Genomic DNA, 15,469 nt, shown 5'->3' with positions numbered 1-15,469 from the left:
TCGAAATGTTTTTGCCACGGATGCACAGATAATTCTTTAGCTGTCTCCTCGAGCGGAGTCGAGAGGTAGTATTCTAGTGGGGAATGAGTAAATTATTTTGCCACGAATACCCGAATATTTTTCTCATGTCGGCACTTTTTGTTACTCAAATTCTCTGTGATCTTCTTTTTGCTCCTGGTGAGCTTAGTGTGAATCGGGAGAATTATTTACTGATCACTGATCACTAATTTTTTGCGCCCTTTGCGTGAAATTATCAAGTCTTCATCTGCATCAATCTGCGAGATCAGCGGGAAACATTTTTCACATTTTCGAAATGTTTTTGCCACGGATGCACAGATAATTCTTTAGCTGTCTCCTCGAGCGGAGTCGAGAGGTAGTATTCTAGCGGGAAATGAGTAACTTGTTTTGCCACGAATACCCGAATATTTTCTTTCATGTTGGCACATTTTGTTACTCAAATTTTCTGTGATCTTCTTTTGCTCCTGGTGAGCTTAGTGTGAATCGGGAGAATTATTTACTGATCACTAAACACTAATTTTTTGCGTTCTCTGCGGAAAATCTTTGCGCCCTTTGCGTGAAATTATCACGTCTTCATCTGCATCAATCTGCGAGATCAGCGGGAAATTTTACATTTTTATGCCCGAAAATTTCATAAAACATCACCCCGAATACCACGACATATTCAACTGTGATAAACCACAAATTCTCTTCAAAATCCGGTTGCGAGTAAGCAAAATAACTCAGCACCACCATCAGGCTCCATACCTGCATAAATTTGTATCGGGTAAAAACAGAGAGTAGCAACGGAGTGGCCAGGTACCATGGATGTACGGTGGTGGCCAGCAACAAATAGATCACCATGCTAAACATTATACTGGTGAGTAAACCTCGCATTTTGTGATTCCGTTCTAAAATGGCCATAAGTAGGATCGAAACAAACACCACGCCCGCGAGTGCAGGTCCGGCATATCCAATAATATTATAACCTTCAACCTCATAACCTATCCACCTGATGAGGTAATAAATACTCGCATTAAACTCAAACTTCTGAAACCAGAGATTTATGCTGCTGAAGAAATTCTCTGCAAATACACCCGAAAGAAAAGGCAGGAAGATGAGAAGTAAGATTATACCTGTGGCTGCATAATAACCTAAAGCTTTTTTCCACCCAAGCTTCCTGATAAGTAGAGGCAGAAAAATAAGCGGGATCAATTTTACCGCAATGGAGCAGGAAAAGAAGAGGGCGCTAAAAAGCCATTTTTGACACTGTAGTAAATAGAGTGCAGCCAGGAGAAAGAACAGCATGACACCTTCAAAATGAAGATTTCCGGTGAGTTCAATGATGATGAGCGGATTGAGCAGATAGAGAAAAATATTGTTTTCAGGAAGCTTGAGGTTTCTCAGCAGTTTTCTTCCGAAGTAAAAGATCCCGATATCAGCAGCGATAATGAAGATCCGAAGCCAGATAATTGAGCCCAGGATGCTATTTCCGCCCAAAAGTGAAGCCAGTGCAAAGAAAAGCTGGTTGAGCGGCGGATAATTAGTCGGATTCCCAGCACTAAGGCTGCCCATGCCTTCATAAAGTTCCTGCGCTCCTGAAAATGGTAAATCTCCTGAAGAAAAGTATTCAGCAGGAGTCATTAAATAAGGATTTATTCCTTCCAGCAATAGCCTGCCGTCCCAGATAAATCTAAAGAAATCCTGAGATAGATTGGGAGCAGCAATCAGGAACAGCAGGCGAAAAATAATTGCGGCAGTTAAAAGGATCTTCCAGTTATACCGCTGCATCTGGAAGAATTTCCAGCTCAAAAAGAAAAGTCCGCCCCAGAGGGTCAAAAATTTAAAAAAGTCGGTTCTTTCCAGGTCGTAGGCGAAGGCTAGGTAAAAGGCACAGCAACTGAGGAAAATGAGGAGCGGGATTTTGTGGAGGTTTATAAAATTCTTCATTCCTTACCAGACCTAACAGGTTTTGAAAACCTGTTAGGTCTCCCAAGTGTAATATTTAAGGGTACTCGAAACATTAATCCACAAATGTCTCTTTAAGTACCTCTTTGCATTTCTGTATTTCAGATTTGCTCAGAGAATCAAGCACTCTAATAATTCTTTGTCTGTCAACCGTCCTGATCTGGTCTATTGCTATCATCCCTTTTTTATTATCCACTCTAACTGGTACTCTTGTTGGATATTTCTTAATGTTAGTGGTCATCGGTGCTATGACAATAGTTCGTAAATATTTATTCATTTCATTGGGTGAAAGAATAACACAAGGCCTGGTTTTTTTGATTTCACTTCCAAGTGTTGGATCGAGGTTTACCAGAATAACGGAATATTGGTTTAGCTCCATTCTTCGAAATTTTCATCATCAAATACATCATCGATAAGCAATTCATCGTCCTGTTGATTTGCCATTTCTCTAAATTTCTCTTCCCAATCTTTCCTCGGAGACTCCATAGGGCGCAGGATGATCTGTCCTTCTTCAAGAATCAATTCTACTTTTTCTTTGATCTGATATTTATCCAAAATAGTCTTACTTAATCTAAGACCTTTGGAATTCCCGATTTTAATAATTGGAGTTTCCATAAAACAAATTTGTAAGTACAAAGTTATTACTTTTTACTGAAATTATAATTATGTGTCCTCACTAAACCTCACAGGTTTTGAAAACCTGTGAGGTCTGATTTTTTACCCCGAAAGAGTTCTACATTCAAAGAAGCCAAGACCACATACGAAAACCCGAAGAACATCATTAAATGGAACGGGAGCAGGCTGTAATTTCCAATCCTGAAAGAAGAAAAAATTCCGAAGGCAAATAACAGCATCAACAGAATCTCCAGGATCAATTGAAAAGTGATCTTCACCGGCTGCTTTAAAGCTGCACCCGACTTGTTGCCGAGATTGAACTTGGGAGTCCTGATAAATTCACTCTTTTTTCCAAAATGTCCTTCCAGAATGGCGATGCTATTGTGCAGGGAAAGCCCCATGGCAATAGAAAAGAACGTAAAGAACAGGCCGGTAAACCTGAATATCGAGAGCTGTTGATCTTTATGCAGTTCCCGGTAAGCTGCGTAATAAGTGACAAAAAAAATGACAGGGCTTAAAATGAAGACGGTCATCCCGGTCAAAATTTCGGAGTAGGAGGGATTATCGAGTAAAAAGAGCACCGGGATACTAATGATTCCCATTAACAGCACCACGAAAAAAAAGCTGCTGTTCAAAAGGTGAAAAAAACTGTGGACGCGGGTGCCAAAAGTGGCGTTTTTGTCCTTTAATACTTTCCTGTAATTTTTCTGAAAATTCTCTGCTGCCCCTTTGTTCCACCGGAATTGTTGGGAACGTGCTGCTTCGATAGTAATGGGTAATTCGGCCGGAGTTACTACCTCTTTAAGGTATTTAAAATTCCAGCCTTTGAGCTGGGCTCTGTAACTCAGGTCCAGGTCTTCGGTGAGGGTATCGCCCTCCCAGTTTCCGGCATCAAGAATGCAGCTTTTTCGCCAGATTCCTGCAGTCCCGTTGAAGTTGATAAAATGTTTTCCGAAGTTGCGCCCGGTTTGCTCCAGGATAAAGTGGTAGTCCAGCAGGAAAGCCTGCAATCTAGTGAGTAACGAATAATCTTCATTGAGATGCCCCCAGCGGGTCTGCACTACACCCAAACTATCATCTTTAAAATAAGGAACAGTTTTTTTTAGCCAATCGGGTTTAGGAAGAAAATCGGAGTCAAAAATGGCAATAAATTCCCCTTTTGCAGAGGCCATTCCGGCCTTAAGAGCTCCGGCTTTAAAGCCTTTCCTGTGGGTTCGGGTGATATGTTCAATTGGAAAACCTTCAGCTCTTAATTCAGAAATTATTTCAGTAGTAAGAGCTGCCGAATCATCTGTAGAATCGTCCAGCACCTGCACTTGTAATTTATCATGAGGATAATCCAGCTTTGAAATATTCCGAAGCAGCCGTTCTACCACCGGTTTATCGTTGTAAAGCGGAAGTTGCACCGTGACAAAAGGAATCTGAAAAGGGTCTGAAAAATGCCATTTTTGAGAGGAATCTTTATGTTTTTTGCTTCTGCGGAAGTTGATGAGCAGGTGCAGCAGGGAAAGGCTGTAGAAGAAAACTACCAGCATTAACAACCCGAAAATTATTAAAATTGCCGTTCCCATTATTTGAAACTGTATTTAAAGATCCATGTAAGGATCTTGACTCCGGCCATAAAAGCCCCTTTTACAGTACCCGAAACTTTTGAAACCCCTATCCGGTTGCGGTAATGCACCGGTACTTCTTCATAGCTGTACTTCTTTTTTAAAGCCTTTAGCTGCATTTCTACTGTCCAGCCGTAGGTTTTGTCCTCCATGTTTAAAGCCAGCAGCTTTTCGTATTTAATGGCCCTAAAGGGACCAAGATCGGTGAACCGGGCGTTAAAGAACAATTTCATAAGGCTTGTTGCCAGCCAGTTTCCAAAGATCTGCGGAAAGGTCATAGCGCCTTTCTCCCGCCAGCGTTTGATCCTTGCTCCAATCACCATATCAATATTTCTATGGATAATTGGCTCCACGATCTTTTCCAGTTCCTGCGGAAAGTCGCTGTAGTCACCATCTAAAAATACGATTATTTCAGGCTTTTTTGGGAGCTGTGCAATGTAATCCATTCCTTTTAAGCAGGCGTAGCCGTAACCTTTTAGGGGTTCACGCAACACAGTGGCTCCTGCTTTTTCGGCAACTTCTTCTGTGTTATCTGTGGAATTATTGCTCACCACGATCACTTCGTCAACAATTTCAGGAATATCGCTGACTACACGACCGATTGAATCTGCTTCGTTGTAAGCCGGAATTATAACTTTTATTTGAGGCATGATGCAAAGAAAATCATTCTTCCAAGATTTCGGGTTCAAAATTTAAGATTCAAGATTTCTGTAAATTTTGAATGGCATCGAATTTCTGTATTTGGTGCTTGGCCTGCCTACGCAAAAGCTTCGGCAGGTAAAAATTTGGTACTTCTTTAATTTTTCCGTGTTGCTTTTTTCTGTTGCTGAATGAAATCCAGAAGATCAACATCATTTCCCAGCAACACCGCTTCACTGTTGATCCTGCCTTCGAGGGATCCGTTTTCTAATTTCAGAACACCCCGTGGGCAAACCGCACTGCAAATCCCACAGCCAACACAACTGGAGCGTACGATGTTTTCCCCTTTTTGAGCATATGCCCGCACGTCAATTCCCATTTCGCAATAGGTGGAGCAATTTCCGCAGGAGATGCATTGTCCGCCGTTGGTAGTGATCCTGAATTTAGAGAACAGGCGCTGTTGCATCCCCAGTACCGCAGCCATTGGGCAGCCAAACCTACACCATACGCGATTTCCGAAAATTGGATAAAAACCGACCCCTATTACTCCCGAAAAAGCCGCGCCAATCAGGAAGCCATACCATTGCCTTAGCAGGTAACCGTAGGTCATTCCGCTGAAGTAAAATGCAGCGATAATGGCCAGAACAATGCTGAGGGAGATAATTGCACCTTTTTTGGCATCTTTTGCCAGCCTGTGTCTTTTGAATATCCAAATGAGCCCAAAAAGCAGGACCAGAAATGCTGCTGATCCCATTAGAAAAACATTTTTGTTTAACCAGAATTGATCTGGATTCTCATTCAGGAAAGAGTAAACTACTGCAATGGTCATTACCACCACGAGCACCAGAACGGTGTGAATGATATAGCGTTCAAATTTCCATGTTGCCCTGCTTTTATCTGATAAATGCCGGTAAGAATCGCCGGCAGTTTCTGCGAGTCCGCCGCAGCCGCAAACCCAGGAGCAATACCATCTTTTTCCGTAGAAATAGGTGAGGATGGGAGTGATAACAAAAATAGAAGCTATTCCGAAGAAGAGCATGAGCAGGCCAATATTTCCGGCAGAAAAGAATTCTGATAATTTATACCCCGCAAAAAGGTCATAATTCAGTGGCCAGATGTTTACCGGATTAAAATACGGCTGATTGAGCCGCATGAGGATCTCCGGAATAAGGAACGCGAATCCCAGCTGAAAGAACATTACAGACCAGGTGCGAAGTACTTCATACTTATTGTGGCGGTACTTCAGCAAAAACTTATACCCAAAGGCGAGGATGGCAAGGGTGTATAAAGTGCCGTAAACAAACCACTGACTCGCAGCATGACCGCTGATTAACCTGCTAAGCGGATCGAATAGAGCTACGAGTCCGCTGTTGGCGCCATCGGAATTGTAGCCCAGGTACTGCGGAAACCAGTATAACACGATGTAGAACAAAGTGAGGATTATTCCCGTTCCCCACGCGAGGATGCCGCGAGCGGTCATTGACCTGAACCAGATGCCGTCGTTCTTCACTCCTGCCGATTTCCCCAGGTAAAGATCATTTGCAAAAATGATCACTCCCAATCCAATCAGCCCGATAGCCGAGTAAAGAAAAACTGAAGGCAGTTGCAAGTTGAAAAGGGCCAGGGCCAAAATAAATACGCCTGTCCAACCGAAGCCGGTGGCTACTTTTTGAGTAGTGGAGAGTGTTGCGGGTGGTTCTCCGGAAAGAGACATGTTATTTTGGGCTGTGGACATTTGTAGGAATTTGACACCTAACAGGTTTTTAAAACCTGTTAGGTGTGGCTGTTTATCATATTCTTTTTAAAACTACTAAAAATCTCCTTCTCGTGGTGATCGTAAAATTCGGGATCGAAATTGGCTTCGCGAAGGTGTGACAGGACATATTCAAGATCCCGTTCCTCTGTTAGCCAGCGGTCAAAGACTTCATGTCGCATCCGGATTCCAAAAGTGTTAATTCCGAGGAATTGATTGGTTCCGGGGTCAAAGGCAATGGTTATAGCCTTCTCACCATCTTTATGCTGCCAGTGAAAATGTTGTTCTGCCTCTCCGGGGTTTGCACTCACATTTCCGTAGGTTTGGTACTCGATGTCAAAGAATTTCGCACTGTTGAACCAGTGACCGGGCTTATAAGCAAATGGCTTTCCGCAGATGGTCTGCGCCACGGTTTCTCCCATCATTCGGGCGGTGTACCATACGGCTTCAATATCTTTTCTGCCCGTTGTGGGCTGCCGGTGTTGTGCACAATCTCCAATCGCATAAACGTTAGGAAGGTTTGTTTGTAGATTAGCATCAACAAGAATTCCGCGATCGGTTTCAATTTCTGACCCTTTCAAAAAGCTAATATTTGGCTTGACACCTACCGAAATCCCCAGCAGATCGCACGTGAGCTCTTCTTCCGAGGAGGTTTCTATAGAAGTCACTTTTCCGTTGGAGCCGTTAATCTTCTTAAGCTCAGTTTCGTGTTTTAAAACAATCCCATGGCTTTCTATGTGCCGGGAGATCAACTGGGCATCTTCAATGGGCAGGACATTTTGCCAAAAAGCTTTTTCCCGAATGAGCATGGTCACAGGAATTTTGCGGGTGTGGAGCATTTCGGCCAGTTCCACTCCTATGAGTCCGCCGCCAACGATCACTGCACTTTTGCAATTCCGGGTGTTCTCTTCCAGCAGCTCCAGGTCTTGTTTTGAAACCAGTCCCTGTACGCCTTTGAGTTCTTCCCCATCCCACCCCAGAAATCGTGGGACAGAGCCGGTGGCAAGGATTAGCTGATCGTAAGACATTTTTTCACCACCTCTCAAAAATAGCATTTTTGAAGAGGCTTCTATTTTCTCGACATACGCCTGCTTCAGCTCAATGCGGTTCTCCTCCCAAAACCAGTCTTCATAAGGCTTCAGGTGTTCCCATTTCATGTGGCCCATGTATACGTACATCAGGGCGGTACGCGAAAAGAAGTAGTCACTTTCCGCAGAGATCACCGTGATCTTTTTATTAGAAATCCGGCGAATGTGACGTGCAGCAGTGATGCCGGCCACGCCGTTTCCAATTATGACCACATGTTCTGTAGTTGACATTATTCTGCCGGCTTAAGTTCTATGCGTTTAATAAGTTCTCTAAATAGCGTGATCATCATAGGTTCGGCATTTCCGGCGGTCTCAATGATATCCTGAATATTCACTGGTTTCAGATCGTCGGGATTTCCTTCATCGGTCAATACAGAGACTGCGGCAATGGGTATTTTAAGATGGTTCGCCACAATAACTTCGGGCACTGTGCTCATTCCTACGGCATCGGCTCCAATGGTGCGCAAATAGCGATACTCGGCGCGGGTTTCGAGCTGAGGCCCCACAACTGCAGCGTAAACTCCTTTGTGCAGTGGAAAGCCGTGTTCTTTGGCGATTTCCTGCATGATTCGGCCGCTTTGTTGATCGTAAGGGGCACTCATATCTGTAAAGCGCGTGCCCAGTTGTTCAACACCCCTAAAAGCCAAAGGAGAACCGCCCTGCAGGTTGATATGATCGTCGATAAGCATGATCTCTCCCTTCTTGAACTCAGGATTCAAAGAACCTGCTGCGTTTGAAATGAGCAGTTTTTTGATCCCCAGGCGTTTCATAACCCTAACCGGAAAAGTTACGTCCCACATTGAATAACCTTCATAAATGTGGAAACGCCCCTGCATTACCACCACTTTTTTATCGTCGAGCTTCCCAAAAATGAGTTTTCCTTTGTGGAATTCCACTGTTGCTGTAGGAAAACCTGGAATGTGATTATAACTGACTTCTGAAATTATTTCCAGTTCATCAATTAATTTCCCCAATCCTGTTCCCAGAATGATCCCTATTTCGGGTTTATCGAAGCCCCTGGCCTCAAGAAATTCTGTAGTATGTTCTAAATCTTTGAGCATTGATTATTTTTTAAATATCCATTTGTTTAAAGTCGAGCGCCAGCGAATTCAGGCAATGTCGCTCTTCTGTTGGTACTCCCTCGTAAGGAAAAATGTGTCCCAGGTGAGAATCGCACTGGGCGCACACCACTTCTACGCGCTCCATTCCGTAGCGGCGATCTATCTTTCGCTTCACGAGTTTTGAATCTATAGGAGCATAAAAGCTGGGCCAGCCTGTGCCTGAATCAAATTTTGTATTAGAGCTGTACAGCGGTAAATTACAGCCGCCACAGTAGTAAATTCCCTGCTTTTTGTTGTTGTAATAGACGTTGCGAAATGCCGGTTCTGTGCCTGCTTCGCGTAAAATTTCGTATTCTTCGGGAGAGAGCAGCTGTTTCCATTCTCCCTTTGTCCTTGAAACTTTTTCCACATCAATGGTATCAGCTGTTACCGAATCATAGCTGTGAGTCTGTACAGGCACTTCTTCGGCCTGGGTCATGAGGGTTGCGCCTTTTTCGGTTTTCTTCCCGTCATTACATGCAAGGATCAAAACCGCTGCCATTAAAAAACTTAAAATCTTCATCTTCTTCATATCATTGTTTTTAATCAATCAATTTCACTAGTTCAGGATGGCTGCGCATATCTTCAAAAGTATCAATATCGTTGCGTACCGGCAACAGCTTTAGCTTTTCCTGCTCCAGTTCGCTAAGGGTTTGATCAAGGACCCGGCTGGTGCTCCAGTCTTTATTTCTGAAGAGTTGCGGAGTGGGTTTTTTCATGCCGAGCAGGAAATAGCCTCCATCCTGGGCCGGCCCCACTACATATTCGTGATCTTTAAGTGTCAAAAATGCCATTTTCAGGTCTTCTTTTTCAATATCAAAAAGATCGCTTCCAATGATCACCACTTTTTTAAATCCTGCTTTAAATGCTTCGGAAAAAGCCTGCTCCATACGCTGTCCCAGATCCTGACCCTGCTGAAGTTTTTTTCTGAAAAATTCTTTGTTCCAAATATCATTCTCCGGAAGGGCTTCAGAATAATATACCCACTTTTCTACCGGAAGTGGCTGTGTAATGGTCACAGTATGCTGAAGGAGATAGTTGTAAACTTTTAAAGCTGCATCGTCTCCAATACTTTGCGCAAGGCGTTTTTTGACCTTGCCTTTCTCCGGATTTCGGGTAAAAATGAGAAGCAATTCATCGGTTTTTTCTTTCATAATATCAGGTTACGCTGCCCTGGCAGCTACTGCCTGCTCCTGCCGTGCAGCCATAGCAGTGTTGGGAAATGCAAATCTCTCTGTCCTGAAGCATTTCAGGTTCAAAATCTTTTAAATGCTGCACTTTCGAGTTGACCTTCAACCCCAGCATCTGGTTAAAATCGCAGTCGTACAGCCAGCCGTCCCAACTTACTGAAAGTGTGTTCTTGCACATCACATTTTCTACGGCTGCGGGATTGTACGCCTCAACGAGCGCAGTCATGTAATCTTCATAATTTTCTGAAGCTATAAGATACTCCAAAAATCGGCTTATTGGAAGGTTAGTGATACAAAAAAGCTCATTGAATTCAATATCAAAATCCTCTTTTAATGCCTTTTTGAAATCCCGTTCCAGGGCCTGCTGGTTGGCCGGTAAAAATGCCCCTGCAGGATTGTAGACCAGGTCAAGTTTGAGTCCGCTGTTCATTTTGCCATATCCTGCGGCATTCAACATCTTTAGAGCCTGAATGGATTTGTCAAAAACTCCGTCGCCACGCTGCCTGTCCGTTTTTTCTTTTTTATAGAACGGAAGTGACGAGACCACATGTACATTGTGTTTTCTGAAGAATTCCGGCAGATCGTGGTACTTCTTGTTGGCTACGATGATGGTGAGGTTGGAGCGCACAATGAAATCTTTGATCCCTGCTTTTGAAGCTTCTTCTACAAACCACCTGAAGTCTGGGTTCATCTCGGGTGCCCCGCCGGTAAGGTCTAAGGTATGTGCTCCCGATTTCCTGATCACGTTCAGGCAGAGCCGCATGGTTTCCCGGGTCATGATCTCCTTGCGATCGGGACCCGCATCTACATGGCAGTGCGAACACACCTGGTTGCACATATATCCGAGATTGAGCTGCAGGATCTCCAGCTTTTTGGGCTTAAGCGGAAATGTTCCTGTGGTTGCCACTTTTTCCTTAAAAAGCGGCAGCTCTCCGTCTCCAAAGATCCCGTTGCTGAGATATTTTAGCTGTTCTTTCGGATTGGAGAGGAGGTTTTTTCGGGCTTGTAGGGATTTTGTGTGCATGTGTTACTGGTGGTTATAGTGACTGCTGAGCCGTTGCATGCAACGGCTTTACTCTGGATGGTGGTCCTGTGGAGCCCCTTGGCATCTTACCTCGGAGCTGTTGCATGTAACGCTTTACTTTGAGTGTGAGCTGGCTTAGCGCCTGGCTTCGCACCTGGCTTCGGAGCCGTTGCATGCAACGGCTTTACTTAACAAGTACAACAAGTTGTCACATGGACAACTTGTTGTACTTGTTCATCATCTGGACGCCGTGCACGAGGGTGGCTCCGCCTTTTATGGCTGCGCCCACGTGGATGGCTTCCATCATCTCTTCTTTTTCTATTCCGCGTTGTAGGCCGTCTTTGGTATAGGCATCGATGCAGTAAGGGCATTGCACTACATGGGAAACAGCAAGGGCGATAAGCGATTTCTCCCTGGCTGTTAGGGCGCCTTCTTCAAACACGCTGTTGTAGTATTCAAAAAATTTGCTTCCTAATTCTTCATCCCATTCCGATATACTGCCGAACTTCTTAAGGTCGGCCGGATCATAATATGTTTTTGACATAAGTTTGTATTTGGGCCTCTAAGATAGGAAGTGTAAGGTAAAGAGCATTTAAACCTTCGTGAAATAAGGTCTTAAAAATGGCATTTTTGGAACCTCTTATGCAAACACATCAGAAAAGAACAATAATCCCAGCACCACAATGGCAATAATTACCACAATGGCAATTACGCCCAGGCTACCTCCTGTTTTTTCTTCGGTTGACTGATTGACATGGTACTTTTTGTCAGTTTTTTTGTTCTCTACCGGTGTAGATTTTTTATTTTCCTTGCGATCGTTAGTTTCCATGGTAAAAGCTTTTAAAGTTTAAGGTACAAAATTGCCTTTAGAAACTTTTGTTTCTGAAAATATGCAGGGGCACAATTAAGAAAAGTTTAGAAGTTAAGGCCTAATAAAGCCCTTTCCAGTCAATTTTGCTGAGGATTTCTTCCAACTCTTTTTTGGGAATATCCAGCGGCATGGCTGGCAATTTATCTCCTTCTCCCGGGCTAATCGGATACCCAATAATACGCATTAGCGGCCCTGCTTTTATGGCTGCTCTTTCTATTTGATCTATGCTCAATCCATCTACCCATTTACGACTTTTGCCCTTGTGCAGGTGCCGCGGATTCTCTTCTTTCATGCTTGAAAAACTCACTTCTGAAGCTATGTTCTTCTTTTCCTCTTCGCTCAAATCGAGATTGAGATACTTCAGCAATGACTCATATTCCTTCGGAAAAGATTTCAGCAGGTTTTCGTAGAATACAAAATGCAAATCCAGTTCTCCTGAATGCAGCAGGTAATTTCCGTAGAACCAGACCCATTGCTCCAGGAGGCGTTCATATTCCGCAGAAAAAAATTCTTCAATCGAATTGTAAGGGGAAGGGTAGTGCTTTTGCATGTAAGGCGTGAAAGCAAACTTGGCGGCCGAAAGTGCCGTGTCTCGCGGATCTCTCACAATGCAGGCTTTCCTGTCAAAAAAGGCAAAAACTTCAGCAGTTTTTTGGCACCAGGTAGAATGCGTCCAGGCGAGGCTGGCTTCTTGAGAATAATCCTGCATATTAGGAACGGGCTCTTTCAGCAGAGAACTAACTCTAAAGGCAACACCATTGTCGTCAATGTCGAGCATGTCTGTTCTTGCCTGGTTTTTAAAACTGAGCTTTTCCTGCTTAAGAGTAGCGTATTCGGGCCGTGTCTTTATATAATAAGAGATTTCTTCACCCGCCTGTTCCAAACTTTTCTTCAGAATTGTATTAAGCCAAAAGCTGCCAGATTTTGGGGCGCTAACCTGTAATATGTTCATATTTCTGCTTTTTAGCCCAGAAGTTAGTAAAATTTGAAGAAAGTGCATTACTGCCATTTTTCATGAGAGTAAGCCATCAGAAAGATGCTGGCATGGTACTTGAACCAACCCACGGCAAATAAAACTTTTAATATGACCAAAGTAAACAAACTGGCAGGAGCGCTTATAGTATTTTTAATGCTGGGTAGTACAGCGACTTTTGCACAGGAGCAACAGGCGCCGGAGCAACAACAGCAATCGGCCGAAGTAACCGATGCCGAACTGACAAAATTTGTACAGGCGCTACAGGGCGTACAACAAGTGGCGATGGAGGCGCAACAAAAGATGATGCAGCTGGTGAAAGATGAGGGGATGGAATTTGCCCGTTTCAACGAGATTCACCAGGCTTCAGTAAATCCTGAAGTTGAGGTAGAAGCTACTGCCGAAGAAAAAGCGACCCACGAAAAGATCATAGGACAATTTGAATCTATGCAGGCGGGACTTCAGCAACAATTGGAGGAGTTCATCAGCCAACAGGGACTTACGCTGGAAAGATATGAGCAAATTGCGATGAGAATCCAGACTGATACGCAACTTCAACAGAGAATTCAGCAGATGCTACAGGGTTAAATTCTGAAAATATTCCTATTAAAGGAGGCTGTTTTAAGAGCTAGTAAAACGTCAATCTGAAGTAAATTCGGGCTGACAGGAACAGGGCTGTTAAGACAGCCTTTTTTTTGTGTCGTTTTTTCCCGGGTTTGTTAGCAGCATCCCAAAAATGACAGAGCGGGCTATAAAGTATCGTTAAAAAGTTTTGTTGGAAGATCCCTTTCTTTAATTTTAAAACACACTAAATCAGCACAGTGTAATTCACTCCTGATTTATGGATGCTTTAAAAAAGAAAAACTTACCAGTATGCTAGCAATGAATTATCGCGGTCCTTTCAGGATTCGTGCAGATCGTGACCGTCCTTTCCCAGAAATTGAGCATCCCGAAGATGCTATTGTAAAAGTTACCAGAAGTTGTATTTGCGGCTCAGACCTTCACCTGTATCACGGCCTTGTGCCCGATACCCGGGTGGGAACTACTTTTGGCCATGAATTTATAGGAGAAGTGGTAGATGTGGGCTCTTCGGTCACTAAAGTAAAAGTTGGCGACCAGGTGATGGTGCCCTTTAATATTGCCTGTGGTAAATGTGCATTTTGCAAGCAGGAAATGTACGGCATGTGTCATGAAGCTAATCCACAGTCTACCGCTGCCGGGGGAATTTTTGGTTACTCACATACTACAGGAGGTTACCATGGCGGGCAGGCAGAATACGTGCGGGTTCCTTATGCCAATGTTGGCCCTACAGTGATCCCCGACTGGATGGATCCCGATGATGCCGTGCTCCTTACCGATGTGGTACCCACAGGATACCAGGCAGCCGAAATGGGAGGCATACAGGAAGGTGATACGGTGGTGGTATTTGGTGCCGGCCCAATAGGGATTATGGCAGCCAAATCGGCCTGGCTCTTTGGTGCGGGCAGAGTGATTGTGATAGATAAGCTCGATTACCGGCTTGAATTTGTAAAGGATTTTGCTCAATGCGAGGTGTATAATTTTACGGCACTTGAAGACCCGGTAGTGTTCATTAAAAAAATCACAGATTCGCTTGGGGCCGATGTTTGTATAGATGCCGTGGGTGCCGAAGCTGCAGGAGATACGATGAATACGATGCTGGGCAGAAAGCTGCTCATGCAAGGAGGCTCAACAACTGCACTGCACTGGGCTATCAACTCGGTTAAAAAGGGCGGAATCGTATCAATAGTTGGGGTATATGGGCCTATTGATGCTTTAGTGCCCATTGGGAATGTTGTTAACAAGGGTATTACCATCAGGGCGAGCCAGGCTTCGGTAAAAAGGCTGCTGCCAAAAATGATAGAGCACGTAAAATCGGGAACAATTAAGCCGAAGGAAATGATCACGCACCGCATTCCGCTGGAAGAGGTGGCCGAAGGTTATCACATTTTCAGCAATAAGCTCGACAATTGTATAAAAACCGTGCTTATTCCGCCATCAGCATAAGAGCAGCATTTTAAATTAAAAAACAGAATTTATGATCGGAGATCAAACCAAACCCGAAGACTTCAAGAATGAAAGAGGGGGCGACCACAGCCATATAAAAGGATGGGGAATAGACCGGGATCCAAAAAATGATCCCACTTACCCCATGAAACATAGAACAGATGAAGAAATAGAGGGATATACCTGGGAACGGCCCGAGCAACAACCGGTGAATATTGAAGTATTGCATTCGGTAGAACGGCCTAACATTCCGGCGGTTTTTGGAACAGCACAACCCCCAGAGGGCCTGAGTGGTGCCATAAGACGTTTTGCCTTTAAGTACAGTGAATCGAGCTATGGGCGCTGGCTTCCGTTAGTGATGGCCGATAGGATTGGTGAAATTGAGGGCATTGTTGATGACCTTAAAAAAGGGCATATCCCCAACCTGTTTGCCGAACACGGCTTAAAATCTGAATGGAAGTACAACCGCAAAAAATTTGTTCTAAAATCGGCAGTCACGGCAGCTGCATTGGCCGGCGTGCTGCTGTTTCTCACGCGAGATAAAAAAGATTAAGCTGAAGTTCATATTCGGTTAAAATTAAAACACAGGTGTCAAAAATGGCATTTTTGACACCTG

18 protein-coding genes are annotated in these 15,469 nt (G+C 44.0%); 3 read left to right on the top strand and 15 right to left on the bottom strand.

Features of this window, described 5'->3' with window-relative positions:
- Positions 1-283 precede the first annotated feature (283 nt).
- The 15 genes from OQ279_RS08245 to OQ279_RS08175 form a co-directional block, all read right to left on the bottom strand.
- Positions 284-436, bottom strand: a complete 153-nt coding sequence (locus OQ279_RS08245; RefSeq protein WP_266069404.1) for a hypothetical protein — start codon at positions 434-436, stop codon at positions 284-286.
- A 164-nt stretch (positions 437-600) separates the two neighbouring features.
- The gene (mptB, locus tag OQ279_RS08240) at positions 601-1,947 is read right to left on the bottom strand and encodes a polyprenol phosphomannose-dependent alpha 1,6 mannosyltransferase MptB (protein WP_266069403.1); all 1,347 of its coding nucleotides are present in this window, start codon (positions 1,945-1,947) and stop codon (positions 601-603) included.
- A gap of 73 nt (positions 1,948-2,020) precedes the next feature.
- Positions 2,021-2,344 carry a type II toxin-antitoxin system PemK/MazF family toxin gene (locus OQ279_RS08235; RefSeq protein ID WP_266069402.1) on the bottom strand — a complete coding sequence of 108 codons (324 nt, stop codon included), beginning with the start codon at positions 2,342-2,344 and terminating at the stop codon, positions 2,021-2,023.
- Complete coding sequence (locus OQ279_RS08230; RefSeq protein ID WP_266069401.1) at positions 2,335-2,580, bottom strand: AbrB/MazE/SpoVT family DNA-binding domain-containing protein; 246 nt, start codon at positions 2,578-2,580, stop codon at positions 2,335-2,337. Before OQ279_RS08230 ends, OQ279_RS08235 begins: the two co-directional genes overlap by 10 nt.
- A 68-nt stretch (positions 2,581-2,648) precedes the next feature.
- Positions 2,649-4,151: a cellulose synthase family protein gene (locus OQ279_RS08225; protein WP_266069399.1), complete on the bottom strand. Its 1,503-nt coding sequence runs from the start codon at positions 4,149-4,151 to the stop codon at positions 2,649-2,651.
- Entirely contained in the window at positions 4,151-4,840 is a 690-nt protein-coding gene (locus OQ279_RS08220; protein ID WP_266069398.1) for a glycosyltransferase family 2 protein, read from the bottom strand. Before OQ279_RS08220 ends, OQ279_RS08225 begins: the two co-directional genes overlap by 1 nt.
- A gap of 146 nt (positions 4,841-4,986) precedes the next feature.
- A complete protein-coding gene (locus OQ279_RS08215) occupies positions 4,987-6,564 on the bottom strand; it encodes a 4Fe-4S binding protein (RefSeq protein WP_266069397.1) in 1,578 nt (525 codons plus the stop codon).
- A gap of 38 nt (positions 6,565-6,602) precedes the next feature.
- A complete protein-coding gene (locus tag OQ279_RS08210) occupies positions 6,603-7,901 on the bottom strand; it encodes an NAD(P)/FAD-dependent oxidoreductase (RefSeq protein WP_266069396.1) in 1,299 nt (432 codons plus the stop codon).
- Entirely contained in the window at positions 7,901-8,731 is an 831-nt protein-coding gene (locus OQ279_RS08205) for a purine-nucleoside phosphorylase (protein ID WP_266069395.1), read from the bottom strand. Before OQ279_RS08205 ends, OQ279_RS08210 begins: the two co-directional genes overlap by 1 nt.
- Positions 8,732-8,741: 10 nt before the next feature.
- Complete coding sequence (msrB, locus tag OQ279_RS08200) at positions 8,742-9,302, bottom strand: peptide-methionine (R)-S-oxide reductase MsrB (RefSeq protein WP_266069394.1); 561 nt, start codon at positions 9,300-9,302, stop codon at positions 8,742-8,744.
- A 10-nt stretch (positions 9,303-9,312) separates the two neighbouring features.
- Positions 9,313-9,924, bottom strand: a complete 612-nt coding sequence (locus tag OQ279_RS08195; RefSeq protein WP_266069393.1) for a TIGR04282 family arsenosugar biosynthesis glycosyltransferase — start codon at positions 9,922-9,924, stop codon at positions 9,313-9,315.
- 4 nt (positions 9,925-9,928) lie between these two features.
- Positions 9,929-10,984, bottom strand: coding sequence for an arsenosugar biosynthesis radical SAM (seleno)protein ArsS (arsS, locus tag OQ279_RS08190; protein ID WP_266069392.1), 1,056 nt, complete (start codon positions 10,982-10,984; stop codon positions 9,929-9,931).
- Between the two features lie 208 nt (positions 10,985-11,192).
- A complete protein-coding gene (locus OQ279_RS08185) occupies positions 11,193-11,528 on the bottom strand; it encodes an arsenosugar biosynthesis-associated peroxidase-like protein (protein WP_029036636.1) in 336 nt (111 codons plus the stop codon).
- 96 nt (positions 11,529-11,624) lie between these two features.
- Positions 11,625-11,813 (bottom strand): hypothetical protein, encoded by a 189-nt coding sequence (locus OQ279_RS08180; protein ID WP_266069391.1) that lies wholly within the window; start codon positions 11,811-11,813, stop codon positions 11,625-11,627.
- A gap of 100 nt (positions 11,814-11,913) precedes the next feature.
- Positions 11,914-12,807 (bottom strand): sulfotransferase domain-containing protein, encoded by an 894-nt coding sequence (locus OQ279_RS08175; RefSeq protein ID WP_266069390.1) that lies wholly within the window; start codon positions 12,805-12,807, stop codon positions 11,914-11,916.
- Between the two features lie 132 nt (positions 12,808-12,939).
- Between OQ279_RS08175 and OQ279_RS08170 the strand changes: the two genes are divergently transcribed.
- The 3 genes from OQ279_RS08170 to OQ279_RS08160 all read left to right on the top strand — a co-directional run bounded on the left by OQ279_RS08170 (position 12,940) and on the right by OQ279_RS08160 (position 15,406).
- Entirely contained in the window at positions 12,940-13,416 is a 477-nt protein-coding gene (locus tag OQ279_RS08170; RefSeq protein ID WP_266069389.1) for a DUF4168 domain-containing protein, read from the top strand.
- Between the two features lie 285 nt (positions 13,417-13,701).
- A complete protein-coding gene (locus tag OQ279_RS08165) occupies positions 13,702-14,853 on the top strand; it encodes a zinc-dependent alcohol dehydrogenase (protein ID WP_266069388.1) in 1,152 nt (383 codons plus the stop codon).
- A 31-nt stretch (positions 14,854-14,884) separates the two neighbouring features.
- A complete protein-coding gene (locus OQ279_RS08160) occupies positions 14,885-15,406 on the top strand; it encodes a hypothetical protein (protein WP_266069386.1) in 522 nt (173 codons plus the stop codon).
- Positions 15,407-15,469: the final 63 nt, after the last annotated feature.

Origin of the sequence: Salinimicrobium profundisediminis, assembly GCF_026241755.1 — a bacterium.
Taxonomy (GTDB): domain Bacteria; phylum Bacteroidota; class Bacteroidia; order Flavobacteriales; family Flavobacteriaceae; genus Salinimicrobium; species Salinimicrobium profundisediminis.
The sequence above is the reverse complement of the archived record's forward strand: the minus strand, read 5'-3'. Positions and strand labels throughout refer to the sequence as shown.

Bases quoted from the DNA above. Each gene is read 5' to 3' on its own strand.
- OQ279_RS08225 (WP_266069399.1), bottom strand. From the start codon at position 4,151: ATGGGAACGGCAATTTTAATAATTTTCGGGTTGTTAATGCTGGTAGTT.
- msrB (WP_266069394.1), bottom strand. From the start codon at position 9,302: ATGAAGAAGATGAAGATTTTAAGTTTTTTAATGGCAGCGGTTTTGATC.
- OQ279_RS08185 (WP_029036636.1), bottom strand. From the start codon at position 11,528: ATGTCAAAAACATATTATGATCCGGCCGACCTTAAGAAGTTCGGCAGT.
- OQ279_RS08160 (WP_266069386.1), top strand. From the start codon at position 14,885: ATGATCGGAGATCAAACCAAACCCGAAGACTTCAAGAATGAAAGAGGG.
- OQ279_RS08205 (WP_266069395.1), bottom strand. From the start codon at position 8,731: ATGCTCAAAGATTTAGAACATACTACAGAATTTCTTGAGGCCAGGGGC.
- OQ279_RS08195 (WP_266069393.1), bottom strand. From the start codon at position 9,924: ATGAAAGAAAAAACCGATGAATTGCTTCTCATTTTTACCCGAAATCCG.
- OQ279_RS08245 (WP_266069404.1), bottom strand. From the start codon at position 436: ATGAAAGAAAATATTCGGGTATTCGTGGCAAAACAAGTTACTCATTTC.
- OQ279_RS08210 (WP_266069396.1), bottom strand. From the start codon at position 7,901: ATGTCAACTACAGAACATGTGGTCATAATTGGAAACGGCGTGGCCGGC.
- arsS (WP_266069392.1), bottom strand. From the start codon at position 10,984: ATGCACACAAAATCCCTACAAGCCCGAAAAAACCTCCTCTCCAATCCG.
- OQ279_RS08175 (WP_266069390.1), bottom strand. From the start codon at position 12,807: ATGAACATATTACAGGTTAGCGCCCCAAAATCTGGCAGCTTTTGGCTT.
- mptB (WP_266069403.1), bottom strand. From the start codon at position 1,947: ATGAAGAATTTTATAAACCTCCACAAAATCCCGCTCCTCATTTTCCTC.
- OQ279_RS08170 (WP_266069389.1), top strand. From the start codon at position 12,940: ATGACCAAAGTAAACAAACTGGCAGGAGCGCTTATAGTATTTTTAATG.
- OQ279_RS08235 (WP_266069402.1), bottom strand. From the start codon at position 2,344: ATGGAGCTAAACCAATATTCCGTTATTCTGGTAAACCTCGATCCAACA.
- OQ279_RS08230 (WP_266069401.1), bottom strand. From the start codon at position 2,580: ATGGAAACTCCAATTATTAAAATCGGGAATTCCAAAGGTCTTAGATTA.
- OQ279_RS08215 (WP_266069397.1), bottom strand. From the start codon at position 6,564: ATGTCCACAGCCCAAAATAACATGTCTCTTTCCGGAGAACCACCCGCA.
- OQ279_RS08180 (WP_266069391.1), bottom strand. From the start codon at position 11,813: ATGGAAACTAACGATCGCAAGGAAAATAAAAAATCTACACCGGTAGAG.
- OQ279_RS08220 (WP_266069398.1), bottom strand. From the start codon at position 4,840: ATGCCTCAAATAAAAGTTATAATTCCGGCTTACAACGAAGCAGATTCA.
- OQ279_RS08165 (WP_266069388.1), top strand. From the start codon at position 13,702: ATGCTAGCAATGAATTATCGCGGTCCTTTCAGGATTCGTGCAGATCGT.